This window comes from Nocardia macrotermitis (assembly GCF_009604405.1).
In the GTDB taxonomy this organism is placed as follows: domain Bacteria; phylum Actinomycetota; class Actinomycetes; order Mycobacteriales; family Mycobacteriaceae; genus Nocardia; species Nocardia macrotermitis.
The window spans coordinates 12,152-30,026 of record NZ_WEGK01000021.1 but is presented as its reverse complement, the minus strand read 5'-3'; the positions used below and the strand labels follow the sequence as shown (position 1 = coordinate 30,026).

The 17,875-nt window shown below is 62.2% G+C and carries 1 protein-coding gene (only partly in view); it reads right to left on the bottom strand.

This entire window lies inside a single protein-coding gene on the bottom strand: locus tag NRB20_RS33030, encoding a C2 family cysteine protease. The 49,572-nt coding sequence extends 19,559 nt beyond the window's left edge and 12,138 nt beyond its right edge, so the window shows coding positions 12,139-30,013 — codons 4,047 (complete) to 10,005 (partial); the first complete codon in reading order (the gene reads right to left) occupies window positions 17,873-17,875. The start codon and the stop codon both lie outside this window.

The window sequence follows — 17,875 nt, the reverse complement described above, 5'->3', positions numbered from 1 at the left end:
TCTCGATATTCGAATCGGTTCCCAGCAACGTCCGAAGCGTGTCCGCGTCGAGTTCGAGTGGGTGCAGGGTGTCCTCGGTGCGTGTCGGGAACGGCTGCCATGCTCCGGTGCCGGTTCTGCGATACCCGCGGCCGAGGCGGACGGCCACCACCGTGGGGTCCGCTTCGGAGTCGTGGTAACCGTTGTCGCCGCCGAACTCCTGGGCGTACGCCTTGTCGATGATCGCCGCCCACAACGGCCCGCCGCGACGCTGTGCGACGAAATAGCCTGCTCCGGTATCGGGGTGGACGTAGATCTCTTTGTTCACCTGAACCCATTTGGGCTCGTCGTCGACGAAGAAGAGCACACTCACGGTGTGGTCGTCGTGCTCGTGCAGCATCTCCTCGATGGCCCGGGGATCACGAATCACCAGGTCCTTCAGGGCAGCCAGCACGCTCCTGTTCCCGGCGACTCCCCGGCTCACATCCTGGGGCCGGGGCCCGTGCTCGCCGTACATCGGATCGTCGTGCCGATCCTCGAGCACCGGCAACGGCTGGAGGGCGCGTTCCGGGTTCTCGATACGCACCCATTCCCATTCGTGGGGCCGCCTGATCGACCACGAGCCGTCCTCGCCCGGTTTCGCCACCAACGGCGGTTCCTTCGGTCTCTCGAAATTCGGAACGGTGACTACGGTGGGATTCTCGTCGGAATCGCGGCCGTGGATGCGGACCTGGCCATACGGGAGGTACCAGCGCAGGGCACCGAAGGAGCTGCCCTCCGAATCCGGCTGGAATTCGAATCCATCGGACAGCAGCACCTCCGGGAACTCGCGGATCGCCCCACTTCCGGTATCGATCCTGTAATACGATTCTCCGTCGCTCGATGTTATTTTCTCGACGAATATATTGCCGCGTCGCGGGAAATTCACCGAATCCCCCGCGCGATCGAACGTGATCAGCAGGTCGGAATGGTTCTCGCGGATTGGGCGGGCCGGAACGCCGGGTGTGGGGAGCCTGTTCGATCGCTGCTCTTCGGACAGTTGCGGCCGCTCGACCCGGTGCCGGACGATCGGGGCGGGGGTACGCGTCCGCGGTGGCGACTCCGGTTCGCTCCGTACGGCAGTGGACTCCTCGGGCAGTTCGGGTGAGTTCGGATGGTCGGTGCTCTCGTCCACGGCGGGCTCGGCGGCATGTCCGCTGATCGACATCGACGCGAACTTGGGGAGGTGCTGGAGGCCGACGAAGACGAGGCCACCGCCCGGCGGAATGGTCACATCGGGAGAGGGCATCTCGGAGATGTCGTCGTACTCCGTACGGTTTTCGTGTCCGTCCGGTGTGCGTCGAGTGATGGTGAGATTTCTGGTCCGGTACTCGGTATACGGCGTTGTCGTATCATCCGGAGTAGTTCCGGTCTGGTCCGGAATGCGGACGTAGCGGTCACCTCGGGGATTGATTCCGTAAATCACACCGTCCGCGTCCACCTGGAATTCCGCGTTGTCGCCCGCTGTCTTGAAGAATTTGGCGTGCGCACCGTGCAGCGCGCTTCCGGCCTTCGGATCGAGGCGGTATTCGATGCCGCTGTCAGGCTCGGGCATGCCGTCGTGCGCGTACCGATTCTCCAGCAGCAACCCTCGCGGTGTGCCGGTGTCCTCGTCGAACTCGACCGCGCGTACCTTGTAGTCGCGTCCGTCGTACAGCCCCGAATCGACCACGTCCCCGAATGTTTTCACCTCGATCGCGGCACCGTTCCGCAAGAGGGAATCGATGCGCCGGAGCATCGAGATACCTTGCTCTGTCGCGTGATCGTCGTCGGTGTCCAGCGTCCGATCGTCCGATTGTGTATTGATCGCCTTGTCGAGTAATTGCGCGACGGCCGCTTTCTCCGCGACCCATTTGTTCGGGAACCGATCATCCAGATGTTGCACGAACTCGTCGACGGAACTCGGATCCTCCGCCGCAGACTTCCACTCGTCGTACGAACCGGCCACCAGGTCCACGAACTCGGGGTCGCCGACCGACCCCAACAGTGTGTGCAGGGCTCCCATAGCCGATCCGATCGGATGGAACAGCGCCTCGACAGTCGGCGTGGCCGACCCGTCGGTGACACCGATCCCGCTGGAATCCGCGGTGCGATGCAGCGGCTCCGGCTCGATCGAATCGTATTCGAACGACTTCACCGATGCGGTGTCTTCCTCGTCCGATGAGTAGGCGAAGGAGATGATCTCACCCTCATCGGATTGGTTTCCGGCGGAGATCACCGAGCCCGTGGCCGGTCCGGGCTCCGAGGTTTCTTCGTCCGATGAGAAGACGTAGGAGACGATCTCGCCCTCGTCGGACTCGTCTATCGCGGAGCGACCGCCTCCGGACTCCACGTCTCTGTCCGAGAGCACCGGTCCCACCTCGGCCTCGTGCATGTCGGATGCCCCGTCATCGGCCGGAACATCGCTGGTCTCGGTGATCGGCATCGAACGCTCGGATGAATTGTCGGCCGCTGTCTGCGATGGTCCGGCTGCATCGCGTGCGCCCGGTCCGGGGTCCGGACCTGCGGTGCGATCGTCCTCGAAAGCCTGGTCCAGGACATCGGCCAGTGATTCGAAAGCCGAGATGTGTTCGGGGTCATCGAAGTCGATCACGTCCTGCTGGACACTGTTCGTGAAATTGGATGGCGTGCCGCCACCGATGAGGGAATCGAGTCGGGCGGCAATGATATCGGCGAATCCGGGTGTTGAGCGTGTGGTTGGCGGAGTTGCGGCCGGGGGTGATGCCAGCTGGTCGTCGAGGCTGGGGAGTCTGCTGGGGCTGCCTCGCCGCATAGCGGCTGTGCGGGAGGTGCCACTGTCGGTTGTGGCAGGTTCGGGACCGTATACGTTGTGCGCCCCGACACCGCTCGCCGACAGCACGATGATCTTGGACAGATGTTTCAGCTCGAGGGTGATGATGCCCCCTCGGTCCGGAATGGTGTAGTCGAATCGTCCGCCGGGGCTGTCGGTGAGGGGGGTTTCCACTCCGCCGAGTGTGCGTTCGAAGAGCTGGCGGTTGCCGTGGTCGTCGATGGCGATAGCTTTGTATTCGGTGCCGTTCGGGAGTTTGACGTAGCGGTCTCCGGTGGGTGTGAGGCCGTAGATGATGTATTCGTTGCCGCGTTTTTCTCGTCGGTATTCGGCGGGGCCGTCGGGGGTGAAGAAGTCGGTGACGATGTCGCGTAGTGCGCCGTTCTCGCCGCGGCCAGAGGTGGCGTTTTCGGTGTGGTAGTACTCGATGCCGGAGGTTTCGTCCTTGCGGTAGCGGATTCCATCGCCGAGGTCGATGGCGTCGTCAGGCTTGGGGTCGATGTGGTATTCGATTCCCGCTACGGGGACGGGGTATCTGCCTTCGGCGCTGCCCCTGTGTGGGTTTTCCAACACGATTCGTTCGGGGCGTTGTTGCGTATTGCGTTGGACACCGAGTGTTGTATAGGCATGTTGGGTGATGAGGCCCGGTATTATCGAGGCGTCCTCGATATGCGTCTTGTGCGGGTGTGTGCCGAGAGTCACTATCGCGCCGTGGCGTATCAGGTAGTCGATACGTTCCGCGGCCCACTGTGCCACGGTCGGGTAGCGCTCCAGCAGGTTGAGCCTGGGGTCCTTGATAACCCGGATATATTCCAGCAGGGCGTCGCGTTGTGGCTGCCAGTTCTTTTGCGGGGGGTCGGGGAGATCACGACGTATCCGAGCAGCGAAGTCGGCGAAAGCGTCGTGCGGCGCATCGAATCTGGACACCGCTCTGGCGAACTCTATATCGGCGTCTGGTCCCAGGATATCTATCAGGACATCGATATCGAGTGTGTAGGGGTGCAGGAACCATTCGGTGCGTGAGTGGTAGGGCTGCCAGGTTTCGGATTGTGATTCCAGGTATGCGCGGCCGAGGCGATCAGCGGCTATGGATGGCTCCGTGGTGAGATTGTGGTAGCCGTTGCCCTTTCCGAATTCCTTGGCGTAGGCCTTTTCGATGATGGCGGCCCAGAGCGGTTCACCTTCGCGATGTTGGACGAAGTAGCCTTCGCCGGTGTCGGGGTCGGTGTAGATGTGTTTGTCGACGCGGACCCATTTGGGTTTCTTGTCGACGAAGAATCGGACGCTGACGGTGCCGTCCTTGTGTTCGTCGATCATGTCGATGATGGCTTGTGGGTGGTCGATCGCGAGTGCTTTGAGGGGTGCCAGGACCCCACAGTCCGGGGCCAGGCCTTGGCGTACGTTTCCGGGGTCGGCCCAGAGTTTCCCGTCGATGGTGGTGCTGAACATGGGCGAGCCGCTGCGGTCGACGAGTGCCGGCATGTATGTAGGCAGTAGCTCGTCGGGGACTTGGAAGTCGAGCCATTCGATGTCGCCGAGGCGTTTGACCGCCCAGGACGAGCCGTTCGGTCTCCCAACGACAGTCGGGTCATCGTAAGTAATTGTGACGATATCAAGAGTACCGTCGGATTTCCGGCCCTGGAAACGGGCCCTGGTTTCCGATACCCGCCAGATCAGAGTGCCAGTTTTGCTGCCCGCTGGGTCCGGTCGGAATGTGAATCCGTCGTCCAGGAGCGTGACTGGAACATGTTCACGGATCCCGTCGTATGTGGTGATTTCGTAGTATTCGTCGCCGTTGTCGTCCTTGGTCAGAGTGACCGATTCCTTGCCCTGGTTGCGGAATTGGAACAATCTTCCCTTATGGTCGACGACGGTCAGCAGTGGACGCCTGTTCAGGGTATCCGGCAGGCGTAGGTTGATCGAGATCGGCAGGGCGGAGTAATCGTAGAATCGTTGTTTGTGGTCGAGTTGGTTCCAGTGTTCTTCGGGAGCGAGCTTCTGGGGTTCGAGTAGTTTTCGGTCGAATGTCGGTTCGAGGGTTTTTCGTGCCGGTGGGGCACGCATAGCGGAGTCTTGTGTGATGTGTTGGTCGGTGAGGTGGTCGCCGAGGTAGGAGCCGTCGGCGGGTTCGTAGTCGGGTGTCGGTGTGGGGTGGTGGCGTGGTGCTTCGTGGGTGGATTTCAGTTGTCGGAGCAGGTGGCGTCCGAAATAGGTGCCTTCACCGGGGTCGAAGGCGGGTGTTTTGTCCCGGGTGGTCGGTACGGGTGCGGGGGGTGTTCCACTTCCACCGTCGGTTGGTTCATCGTCGGTAGGCGGCCTCGCGTCGGTCTGGTCTCCCGTGGCGTCCGGGGCATCGTCCCGGGTGGGGTCCCAACTGCCCCAGGAGTCGTCGCTGGTGTCGGAGGCGTCGTCGGTGATGTCCGAGGCATCGTCGTTGAGGGCGTAGTCGTCGAAGGTGTGGCTGTCGAGTCCGAGGCTGTTGTGCATGCCGTCGGTCAGTGAGGCGAATCGGGTGGAGTTTCCGTTGTCGGCCTCGATGACGCCTCGTCGGGCGCGTGCTGTGGTGTGCATCGATGTGAACTTCGGGAGGTGTTCGAGTCCGACGCGGACCAGGACTTCGGGGTCAGCGAGGGTGGGATCGGGGTCCGGAACGCGGTAGTCATCGGCTTCGATGATGTCGCCGTCCGATGTTCGCACTGTGGTCGAGCCGGTTCCGCGGTCGGTGATGTATACGGTGCCGTTGGTGTCGCGGCGTATGACGTCAGAGGTCGTGACCATGTGTTCTGTTCCGTCGCGTGTGCGGACGTAGCGTGTTCCGCTCTCGGCGAGTCCGTAGAGGGTGCCGTCGGGGTCGCGTCGGTATTCGGCACGGCCGGACCAGATTCTTTGGAAGATGTCACTGACCATGGCGAGTCGGCCGCCGGGTCGGCGTCCTGCCTTGGTGGTGGTGACTTTGAGGTATTCGGTGCCGTCGGTGGGGTCGATGCGCGACCAGATGTTCTCGCCGACCCTGGTGTAGCCGGTCGTCTGCGAATCGAGCCGGTACCCAATTCCCTTGGCCGGGTCCGGGTGTGGCCCTCGGGTGTTTCGTGAGTGTTGGAGCAGGAGCCCGGTGGGCTCGCCGGTCTCTGGGGCGTATTCGATAGCGCGTACGGTGTGTGCTCGATTACCCAGGAGTCCCGGGACGTCCGGAATGCCGAAGTCGTCGTGTTGGTCGAGCGGGAGTGCGGTGAGTTCGACGGCTTTGCCGTCGCGCATCAGCGTGTCGATCTGCCCGGCGATCGCACGGCCCAGCGCCATCTGTTGGTCGTCGAGTCGCCGGTCTGCGTTGCGGCTCTCGTTCAGGGTCTCGAAGTAGTGGGTGAGGGTGGTTTTCTCCGTTTCCCGTTGTTCGGGGAATCGGCTGTCGAGGTATCGGCGGAATTCTTCACTTGAGCCGTGGTCGGTTGTCGCCTCGTGCCACTGGTCGTAGGTTCCGGCGAGTTGTTCGGCGAACGCACGGTCGGTGCGGAGCCAGCCGCGCAAGGTGTCCGCGTCGAACCGCAGCGGATGCATCAGAGGCCCGGCTGCGACGTTGTTCGTCCACTGCGTTGGATCCAGAACTGCGTCCGGACCGGTACTGGTCGACTGCGTCTCCCGTTCATCGAGTGCGAGTATGTCGTCTGCCGGTGATCCAGTGTCGGGTTTTGCGTGGATCGTCATCGATCGGAATTTCGCCAGGTGTCGCGGCAGGATCAGGACCACCCCGCCGGGCCGGGCCGCGGCCAGTCGCCAATCCAGGGGGGTCGAGCCGGGACCCAGCATGACGGACATGAAATCGAGTTGCCTGTTGGTGACCCCGTCCCGTGTAGTCCGCACAATGTTCTTGCCGGAGACCGTCTGCTCCGTGCCTTCCCGTGTCCGGACGTAACGTGTCCCCCGCGCATCGAGCCCGTACAGAGTGCCGTCGGGGTCGCGGCGGTACTCCGCGGTGCTACCACCATGTTCGAAGATGCGGCTGACGTCCTCGAGTCGGCCGCCGGGTTCGCGTCCCGCACGATCGTTGTCGACTCGGAGGTATTCGGTGCCGTCGGTGGGATCGATCCGGGACCAGATACCGATTCCGACCTCGGTGTAGCCGGTCAACTGGGTGTCGAGTCGGTACTCGATACCATTGGCTGGGCGCGGTAAACCCTCGGCGGTTTCCTGGGAGAATTCGAGCAGAATTCCGACCGGTAGGTCGGTGAAGACGTCGTCGTACTTGATGCCGCGCACCGAGTACGGCTGGTTGCCGAGCAGACCGGGCACATCGGGATCGCTGTCCTTGTCGCCGCTGTCGAACGGGTGCGTGGTGAGTTCGACCGAGTTGCCGGCGCGCATCAGATCGTGCATCTGCTGGGCGAGTGCCCACCCGCCGGCGACCTGATCGCCGTCGAGCTCGAGTTGCTTGAACAACCGGTCGTTCAGCGCGTCGAAATACTTGGCCAGAATGTACTTCTCGGTCGACCACTGGCCGGGGAACCGGTCGTCGAGATACCGCGAGAACTCCCGGATGGATGCGGTGTTCGTCGTCGCTTGTTTCCACTGGTCGTAGGTTTCGGCGACTTGTTCGGCGAAGGCGCTGTCGGCGTCGTCGCCGAGCAGGTTGAGCAGGGCGTTCGCGCCGAGGCGTAGTGGGTGGAGCGGGTTCTCGATAACCGAGGTGGTTTCATGGTCTTCCGAATCCGGATGCGAGTCCGCGTCATCGGTGTGCCGGGGTTCGCGTTCCTGGTGCGCTCCGGGGCCGTGGACGAACGTCGTCCTGAACTTCAGCACATGTTCCAATCCGACAGCGACGATGCCGCCACGGTCCGGAACGGTGATGTCCTCCAGGGATCCGGGTTCCTGTGAGGTACGGGACTCGACCCCGTCGGTAGTACGTCGGAAGACGCCTGCCTGTGTGGCCTTGTATTCGGTTCTGTCCGGTGTTCTGAGGTATCGCGCACCATCGCGGGTCAAGCCGCGAACGGTGCCGTCCGGGTCGACGCGGTACTCCGCGCCTTTGCTGGTGAAGAAGAAGTCGCTGATCACACCGTCGAGGACGCTGGGGATCGGACCGCGTCCGGCCGTGGCGTCATCGACCTTGAAGTACTTCACTCCGGTGGTTTCGTCCTTGCGATACCAGACGCCCCGTTCGACGAGGGTGGTCTCGTTGGGTTTGGGGTTGAGTCGATATTCGATGCCAGGGATCGGTGTGGGGTATTCGCCGTTGTCGTCGTACGGATTGTCCATCAGGAAGAACACCGGCTGGCCGGTACGACGACTGAACTCCACATCGAGGGTCGGATAAACATGCGAGCTGAGCAGTCCGGGCACCTCGGTACTGTTCTCTACGCCGGATCCGAACGAATGTGTACCGAACACCACCATCGTGTCGTTCTTCAGTATTTCGGCGATTCGCCGAGCGAAGGCCTGAGCGACGAAGATGTATTCATCAGGCAGAGTGCTGGTGTGCGATACTGCGGCTACGTCACCGTAATATCCTTGAAGGACGTTCATCTCCGCTACCCAGGAATGATCCGGATCGCCGTCCTTTGAGTTCGGCGTGTATTTATTGTGGAGGTACTTTTCAAACCTGGACGATTTAAGACTTTGAATGCCGTCGTCGCCGATTTTGATCCAATCGTCGAGGGAATGGGCGACAGCCTCGGCGAATTTTATATCCGATTCGGGGCCCAGTAGCTTGTGCAAGGTAGTTGCGTCGAGCGCGAGCGGATGCAGTGTCTCTTCAGCGCGTGACGGAAGTGGTTTCCATTTTCCGGTTTCGGTTCTGCGGTATCCGCGGCCGAGGCGGTCGGCAACCACCGTCGGATCCTCTGCGAGGTCATGATAACCATTATCGAGACCGAATTCCTTGGTGTAAGCTTTGTCGATCATGGCCGCCCACAACGGCCCCCCGCGGCGCTGTCGCAAGAAATATCCTGTTCCGGTATCCGGGATGACATAGATCTCTTTCTCCACCCGAACCCATTTGGGCTCGTGGTCGACGAAGAAGAGCACACTCGCCGTGTGGTCGTCGTGTTCCTCCAGCATCTCTCGGATGGCCTCGGGGTCACGTATCGCCAGGTCCTTCAGGGCGGACAGTACAGTACAGTTCCCGGCGCCTCCCTGGCTCACATCCTGCGGCTGTGGTCCGAACTCGCCGTACATCGGATCGCCATACCGTTTCTCGAGCACCGGCAACGGTTCGAGTACCTGTTCCGGTTTTTCGATATGTACCCATTCCGAATCGTCGGGCCGCTTGATCGACCACGAGCCGCCCTCGCCCGGCTTCGCTACCAAAAGTGATTCAGTCGGATTCTCACCGCTTGGAACGACGACTGCGGTCGGGATACCGCGGGAGTCGCGGCCGTGAATACGGATCTCGCCGCTCTCTATATGCCACACCAGGGTGCCGGATGAACTTCCTTCTGCATCCGGCCGGAATTCGAATCCATCGGACAGTAGTACCGCGGGAATCTCCCGGGATTTTCCACTCGTGGCCGCGAACTTGTAATACGGCTCCCCGTCGTCGGACATGATTTTTTGGACGAAATTCTCGCCGTGGAGCGGAAGACGCTCCGGTCGCCCACTGCGATCGATCGTGGTCAGCCGTCTGGGGTTGTTTTCAGCGATCGGATCGGCCGGAATACCGAGTGTGGGTAGATACCGTTCCTTCTCGGCATGGGTGGTGAGCAGGTCCAATCGCTGGTCGTCGGGCAAGGTTGGTCGCTCGATCCGGTGCCGGACGGCTGGGGCGGGAGTGTGCGTCTGCGGTGGCGACTCCTGTCCGGCCCGTTCGGCGGTGGACAGCTCGGGCAGTTGGTCGTCGTCGGGAGAGTTCGTGCCGTCGGTCTTTTCGTCCACGGTTGGTTCGGTGGTACGTCCGCCGGATACGTTGTCGGCATTCGGTGTGAAGCCGCTGATCGACATCGATGCGAATTTCGGCATGTGCTCGAGTTTGACGAAGATGAGGCCGCCGCCCGGTGGAATGGTCATGTCGGGAGAGGGGATATCGGAGATCTCGTCGAACTCCGTATGGCTGGCGAATCCCTCCGATGTTCGCTGAGAGCTGGTGTAATCGGTGATCCTGTACTCGGTGTATCCCGGTACCGTCCCGCTTCCGCTATTTCCGGTCTTGTCGGGAATTCGAGCATAACGGTAGCCGAATCGGGAGATTCCGTAAATCGCCCCGTCGGCGGCGACCTGGAATTCTGTGCCGTCACGCCATGCCTTGAAGAATTTGGCGTCCGCACCGTGCAGTGCATGTCCGGCCTTCGGATCGAGGCGGTATTCGATACCACTTTCAGGTATGGGCATGCCGTCGTACGCGTGTCGATTCTCCAGCAGAATCCCTCGCGGTGTGCCGTCCTTGTCGTCGTACTCAACCTCAACCGCACGAACCTTGTAGCCGCGCCCGCCGTACAGTCCCGGAGCGGCCACGTCACCGAAGGTGTTCAGTTCGATCTCGGCGCCGCCCCGCACGAGGGAATCGATCCGCCGGAGCAACGAGCGGCCTTGCTCGACCGCGTCGTCGTCATCCTCGTCCAGGGTCCGATCGTCGGACGGTTCGTTGCTCATCGTGTCGAGCAATTGCGCGACGGCCGCTTTCTCCGCGACCCATTTGTTCGGGAACCTCTCGTCCAGATGTTGTGTGAACGCGACGCCGGAACTCGGATCCTGCGCCGTGGATTTCCACTCGTCGTACGAACCGGCCAGCTGGCTGACGAACTCGGGGTCGGCGACCGACCCCAGCAGTTTGTGCAGAGCTACCGAATCCGGTCGGAGCGGATGGAATAGTGCCTCGACGATTGGTGTGGCCGACCCATCGGTGACATCGTGACCGTCGGGGGAGGTGGTGTGTCGCAGTGGTACCGGCTCGATGGAATCGTATTCGAACGACTTGATCGATTCGTCGTCCGAATTATCGTGTACGACCGATTCGCTGTCGGCGGAACCGGAATTCGAACGCGCGTCATCTGTTACAGTGCGGCCGTCATCGGATTCCACGTCTGGGTCGGAGATCACCGAACCTGCGTCGGACTCGTCTGTTATGGAGCGGTCGCCGTCGGACTCGACGTCTGGGGCGGAGATCACTGATTCCGCATCGGTATCCTGTGTGCCGGACGCCCCGTTATCGGCTGGAGCATCGTCCGCCTCGGTGGTTGGTATCGAGTGCTCGGATGAATGATCGGACACCGTCTCCGATGGTTCGGCCTCGACGGTGTGCGTACCGGATGCTGCCGAGGGACCAGAGCGTGCCGTATCAGCTGTCTTCCATCGTTCGGCTGGGTTGCGAGGTGTGTTGGTCGCGCCGATACGGGTGTCGGCCAGTGCCTCGGGCCCGGACGTCGAATCGGGTGCGGTGCGTGGTCTGCCTTGGGGGGTGTAGACGACCGCGGCGAATGTGCGCACGTTGGTGGTGGGGTGGTCGGTGAGCAGGTGGGATTTGTGGGTTGCGGGGTCGTATACGTGGATTGTGTTGTTCTTGTTGTAGTAGACGAGGAGGTGTGCGCCGACGCCGTGTGTGTCGGTGGGGCCGTGGGATACCTCGATGACCAATGCCATCGATTTGTTGTCTGTTAGTTGGTTACTGATCTCGGCGAGTGTGGAGAATTCTTGCGGTGGTGCTCCGGCGTGGGTGGTGAATTGTGTGGTGTCCATGCCTGATGGGCCGTACTTGTATTTGCGCGGGACTGTGATCGGTGCGTTCGGGTTGAAGTTGGCGGCGAAACCCATTGCCGCCGTAGCGCGATTATTTGTTTTGGCGGTCGCGGGTTCGGGTCCGAAAGCGGCGTATGCGGCCGTGCCACCGCTTTCAATGGCCTGGAATTTGGCGAGGTGGTGCGGCTGAATGGCGATGATGCCACTGCCGGGGATCCGTGGCATGTCGGGGCGTTCGCCGGGGTTGGGTTCGCGGCTGAAGGTATCGGTGCCGGGTCGTTTCCAGTAGGCCACGCCTTCGGCATCGTAGGTGCGTTCGATGCCGTGTTTGTCGATCCAGGAGAAGGTGTGATCGCTGGTTGTCTTGAATTTTCGGCCGTCGGTGAGTTGTGCGTATCGTTCTCCGTCGGCCGCGAGGGCGTATATCGCGCCGTTGGGATCTCTGCGGAATTCTGCGCCGTGGGTGGGTGCGAAGAAGTCGCCGACCAGTTCGGTGATGATGCCGTTGGGGCCGCGGCCGGTGGTGTTGTCGTGGACGGTGAAGTATTCGATGTTGGTCCGGGTGTCTTTGTGGTAGAGGACGCCGTCGGGGCGGGGGGTGGATCGGGTGGGTCTGGGGTTGATGCGATATTGGACGCCGGCGACGGGTTTGATATCGAAGTGGTTGTGGTCGTGGGGGTTCTCGAGAATTATCCAGGTGGGTCGGATATAGGTGGAGTTGTACTGGACATCCTGGGTGGCGTAGGCGTGTTCGCCGCGAATTCCGGGGACTGCAGTGGCGTTCCTGCGGCCTTGGAAGAATGGCCAGGTGCCGATGATGAGGGTACCGTTACGTCGGAGGATGTAGTCGACTCGTCGAGCGAATTCATCTGCGATGGCGAGGTCGGTGCCGGTGAGGGTTCGTTGGTGTTCTTCGTCGTGATGCAGACGCTCGTAATAGGTGGCGAGGGCGTCTTTCTCGGTGGTCCATCTGTCGGTGTCGGTGGTGTGACGGGCGAGGAATGTGTTGAGGAAGGGGCGGAAACCGGCGGGTGAGTCGGGGTCTTCGGTCCTCAGGTACTCCAAACCGGCTTCATTTTGTGCGGCGGGGTCATCGGGGTATTTGCCCATGATGGTGACCTCGGCTTCGTCCCGCTTTTTGTTCGCTTCATGTTGCCAGTCGTGGTGAGAGCCTGCGATGGCGCGGAGGAATTCGGGGTCGGTGGTGGGGCCGAGGAGTTCGTAGAGGGTGTCGTAGTCGTATTGGAGAGGGTGTAGCGGGTGAATGCCGCCTACGGTGAGTGTGGGTTGCCACGTGCGGGTTCCTGGCTCGTAGTGGCCGCGGCCGAGTCGTTCGAGAACCATGAGAGAGGCGCCGACGATACCCTCGTATCCGTTATCGTCACCGAAGCGGTCGGCGTAGGCCTTCTCGATGATGGGGGCCCAGAGGGGTTCGCCTTCACGGTGTCCCGCGGCGTATCCCTCGCCGGTGCCGGGGTCTGTGTAGATCCATTTGTCGACGGGCACCCAGACCGGATGTCCCTGGTCGAAGAAGCGGACTTCGATGGTGCCGTCGTCGTGTTCGCGGATCATATCGAGAATGGCTTGAGGGTTGCGGTCGGCCATGGCTTTGAGAGGCGCGATGAGACCACAGTCGCCGATCAGTCCTTGGCGGGCGTCGCGGGATCGGACCACGGGTTTTCCATCGGCTCCGGTCGCGAATATGGGGCTGGTGGTGCGGTCGGTCAGTGCCGGTGTCACGAGGACCTCAGGTGGGGTGGTGACGGTGATCCAGGTTTTGCTGTCGACGAATTTTATTTGTCGCTGATCCCCGATACCTGGTTTGGCGACAACGCGGTCGAGATTAGAAATGGTGGTGATGCTGAATTCGCCGGTGGTTTCGTCGCGTGTTTCGAAACGGGTGATTTCGTTGGTAGCCTGGGTCGTGTGCAGGGTACCACTGGTGCCGAACCAGCCTGGGATGTACACGAGGCCACTCGCCATCTCGGCTGATATGGTGACGGGATTCTTCTTGTACCTTTTTATGTCGAAGTAGGTTTTTCCGTCGGGCCCTGTACGTCTTTTGGCCTTTACGGTAACGCCTGGGAAGAGAAAAACGACTACTTCGCCCTTGTGGTTGACCAGTACTGTGCCGATGCGTCGAGTCAGATCGGCGAGGACAGGGGGTGCGGCGAATTTTTCTGCTCGTTGTTCCTCAGTGAGGTTTTCTTGTCGTTCTTCGGGGCTCAGGTCTTCGGCGATCAGTCCGGAGGGATCGTAGTCGGGGGTGAACGGGGTGCGTTCGTTGGTGGAGTGTGTGGTGGCGGTCTCGGGCGTGGACATGTGGCTGTCCAGGTGCTGGCCGAGGTAGGTGCCGTCGACCGGTTCGGTGGTCGGTGTGCGGGTGGTCCCGGTGGACGCGCGTCGGGTCAGCGGGCGGTCCGGCCGTGCTGGACGCCACGGGTTCGGTCCGGTCCGATGCGTGTCACGGCGGCGGCGTGACACCGGGGGAACACTCGAACTTCGAGTCGATCCACGCCGATCGGACGCGTTCGCTTCGTCCGTGGGTGGTGTGGGCTGGTCCAGCTTCTCGGGATCGGTCGTTACCGGCGTGTTGTCCTGTCCGGGGGCAGAGTTCGCGACTTCTGGGGATGTGGGCGACGATGTCGCGGGCTCCGCCCCGGAGGCCGCGGATCGTTCCGCTGAGAGGTAGGCCGAGACGGCCGGTTGTACGGTTTCGCTCGTCGGAGTGATCGCTGCGGGTGGTTCGTGGTGCGTGTCGGATGTCGTCGAGGGATCGGTGTGGGTGGTCTCGGCGGGTGTGGTCTGCTCCGGTGCGCCGATTCGGGTGCGGCCGGGGAGCGCGGGGATGGGGCGATCGTGGCGGCGGGGGAGGATGGGGCGGACCGGCCTGCCGTCTGGGGTGTAGAGGACGGCGTGCACGCTGGCCCAGGTGGTGGGTCCGGGGCTTCTGGCCTGTTGGCCGTCGTAGACACGGATGACGGCGCCTTCGACGTTGACCATCCGATAGGCGTGGGCGCCGATGCCGTTTCCGTTGAGGGTGCGATGTTCGCCGACGACCAGTGCCTGGGCACCGGGGCCGTGCACGATGAGTTGTCGTTCGATCTCGTGTTCGTCGGTGTATCCGCGCAGACGGCCGCGGCTGTACCAGCGCAGCGCGCGCCGTGAGCGGCCCGGCAGTGACGACGGTTTCGTCGGTACGCGGATCTTGGTGCTGCCGGTCTCCTTCTTGATGGCGCTCAGGACGTCGACGACGCATTGGAACGGGGTGTTCGCGGTGGTCGTGTCCACCGAGGAGTGGGTGACGTCCGAGTTGGTGGGGGTATGTGTCGTGCCGTCCGGCTGGTTCGCGGAGACGGAACCTCCCGGGAGCCGGGCGGTGATGTGCCGCAGGGGGCGTGGTGGTCTGGGCATTACCGGGTCCTCGGACGGGCGGTGTACCCGTTGGTTCCCGATGCGGCGCAGACGTTGTGGTGGCGCGGGCATGATTGGGTCGTCGGCCACGGGCTGTTGGGTGACGGGCGAGGTCGAACCGTCGGGGTGGCGTGTGCTGGGGCCGGAATCGGCTCGCCACCTCAGCGACGAGGTGCGTTGCGGGATTGCCGGGCGGTTTGTGCCTGGTCGCGGCGAATCGTCGTCCGAGTCGTCGCTGTCGCTGAGCAGGAAGTTGGCGTCGTCGTCGCTGCCGCTCAACAGGAAGTTGAGGTCGTTCACGTCCGTGGTGTCGCTGTCGCTCAACAGGGAGTCGAGGTCGTATACATCCGAGCCGTCGCTGTCGGTCAACAAGGAGTCCAGGTCGTACACGTCCTCGGTGTCGTGCGAGGCGGATTCGGCGGGGTCGCCTTGTAGTTCGTCGAGGGGCGGGGTGACCGTGCTGCCGGTGTCCGGGCCAGCGGGGGCGAACGTCGGCGGGAGCTCGATGTCGGTGGTCGGTATGTCGACGAAGGTGATGGGCTCGGTGTCGGTCGCCTTGGAAGCCGGTCCGGATTTCGCGGGAGTGGGTTGGCGTGCGGTGAATATGCTCTTCAACCCCGAACCCGGTTTCGGTACGGCGAGGTAATAGTGGTCCAGGTGGTTCAGGCCATTGAACTCGCGGGTGGCGGAACTCTCGTCGCCGATCACGATCGGGGCGCCGTCCAAGGTGGAGTACCTGATGGTGAGTAGAATTTTATGGGGCTTCAGTACGGCCGTGGTGGCTTTGGGAAGAACGGCGTCTATCAGTGTTTTCCAGTTCCCCAGGTTTTCCAGGTCTTTTACTTGCTTGTCGAATTCTTCGCCGAGTCGCCCTTCCTGCTGCGCGGTGTACAGTTTTCTGAATTCCGGGAATCCGGCCGAGGTGTTCGGCTGGTTTCCGATTTTTTCGAGCAGCTTACCGACACCGTTCGACTTATCGGCGTCGGCGATTTTGAAGATCGTATCCAAATCTCCTTGCGCGGCGGTCGCCGCGGCGCGGATCCTGTCGATGGCCGCAGACTGTTTGTCCTTGGTCTGCGCGATGATGGCAGCGCGGTAGTCGTGGATGGTGCCGGACAGGGCGTTGTCGAAATCTTCGAGATATTCTTTTCGGTTGGCTCGGATCTCGGCGGTGATCTTTTTGCGTAGATCTGTGACCGCGGCGCCGGTTTCACTCGGTTTCATCTCCGGCCGAAGGGCGGACAACACCAGGAGCATGAAGCAATCGCCCTTGGCTCCCAGACTCAGCCAATCGAACCGCGCGGGCGGATCGACACCGCCGTACTCGTGTGTCGTGAATCCGGCCAGTCTCTTCCACTGCTGCTCGGCCCGCTCCGCGGTTTTAGCTGCCCAGACCGCGCCCGCTTCATCGATGTCGTCGGCTGCCGCAAGGGTCTGCTTCGGATCCGCAGCCTTCTGCTTCCCTTGCTTTTTCGAGCTCAGTGGCGGATCGGATGACGGATCTGTTTTCGGGTCGGTGAGCGGCGTCGCATCCGTGCCCTTGTCCGCATTCGATTTCGGTGCGGTGGCCTTCTCCTCCGAATCGGTGATCTCGATGACCTTCGATTCCTTGGGGTGTGGTGCGGTGCCGTCCTTCGGGGTTTCATCCGCCGGATCGACATACCCGGTCGGATTCTCCATCGTGGTGAGATCGACGTTTCCGGAAACCCACAGCACACCCTCGGGCCCGCCGATCTCGATGAGTGCGGGCACGACGTGGCTGTAGGCCTTCGTTTTGCCCTGCACGCCGAAGCGGGCGTAATTGGTGGACTGCCGGACCATACCACTGGAATTGGTATGTTTGACGATGTCGCCGGCGATCGGGATATTCGTCGGAGTGTTCTGGTTGGTGGCGTCGGCATTGAGATCGTTCGTCAGACCGGCGGTCTTCCGGTAGTCGTAGTTCTCGCGGTCGTCGTGCTGGACCACGTCCTCGGCCTGGGCGATACCCTCGATCGATGTGCCGGCGTTGATCCGGACAGGTCGTGGGTCGAAGAGCGTCACCTTGAGATATCGGTCGCCCGTGGGATTCTTCACGAAGACGATCGCATCGCCCGCCTCGGCGTCGTCCAGAATCATGCTGGTGGTGTCCTGCCCGACATACGTTTCGACGCCGGACATGGACAGCGATTGCAGCAGGCCGGGTAGTGCCGCGGAGAAGCCCGGCTGGTCGCTGCGCACGAGCGACGGGTCCACCGTGCGCAGCGCGCGGGCCAGTTCGGATTTGCCGTCGAAGTCGTGAATTGTCAGTGGCAGCGTCGGCTTCCAGGGCTTTGTGTTGAACAGTGCGCGCAGGTCGGCGGGCGGATTGACGGCGATGGCGGTATCGCCGTCGGTAACCGGTGCGAGGGGCTTGCTCGGATCGTCGGAATACAGCCCGGACTGTATTCGCGGCACGTCGTTGCCGGGTTTCGTCTCGGAAGTCTCGAAGAGAACGAGAACGTCGGCGGGCATCTCGATGTGGTCCACATCGGTCGCGGGCGGGAGTTCGGAGTCGGCGAGCGCGTCGAGTTGTGCTTCCAGGTCCGGCGTGAGGGTCCTGATCGGCGCTGTCGGTGCGGGATCGACCACCGCGATGGGTGCGGGAACCGCCGCGGTCCCGTACGCCCGAACCATATCGGTCGCGGCCCGGCCCATCCAGGCCACACCCTGTCCGAGGTGGGACAGCAGATCGATCCCCTTGGACGCCAGGTAATCCACCACCACCTTGGTGATCATGTGTGAACTGACATCGATATTGACCTTGTACGGCACCGAGAACCGGGTCAGGCCGGCCGAGCGGATCCAGGTTCGATCCTGCCGAGACGACTTGCGCTGGTTGCCGGCGCCGCTCTGCCGGCCCGCCGCGAGGGTGAGGTTCGGCTGCCGGCCGTTGACCAGGAGACCGGGATTGAACATCTCGCGGTGGTCGAAGGTCTGATATGCGCTGACACTGGTCGCGCCGGGAACGTC